General features: G+C 58.2%; 1 protein-coding gene. It reads right to left on the bottom strand.

Annotated features, from left to right (window positions below; all coding sequences use genetic code 11):
- Positions 1 to 170: proline racemase family protein (locus tag SB764_RS44445; RefSeq protein WP_410867370.1), on the bottom strand; the 170-nt coding region annotated here is incomplete at its 3' end.
- Positions 171 to 237 lie beyond the last annotated feature (67 nt).

The raw sequence follows: 237 nt of genomic DNA, 5'->3' as shown, positions 1-237 counted from the left end.
CCGCGCGGCTCGTTGAGCACGAAATTGCGCAGCGTCTCATCGCGGGCGATGAAACGGCTCTGTTCCCAGATCGTTTCGCCCGGCGGCGGCTTAACACCTCCGACAATCACATCCCCCACTTCGCCTTCCGCATGGGCGGAAATGACATGAACGGTCTTGATACTGCGCATTCAAAACTCCTTAGGAAAGCCATGAAGGAAGAAGGGATGGGGCACGGCCGGTCAGCGCACTTTCAAC

The sequence above is a fragment of the Paraburkholderia sp. SIMBA_027 genome, from assembly GCF_046535315.1.
GTDB classification, from domain to species: Bacteria; Pseudomonadota; Gammaproteobacteria; order Burkholderiales; family Burkholderiaceae; genus Paraburkholderia; species Paraburkholderia tropica.
The sequence above is the reverse complement of the archived record's forward strand: the minus strand, read 5'-3'. Positions and strand labels throughout refer to the sequence as shown.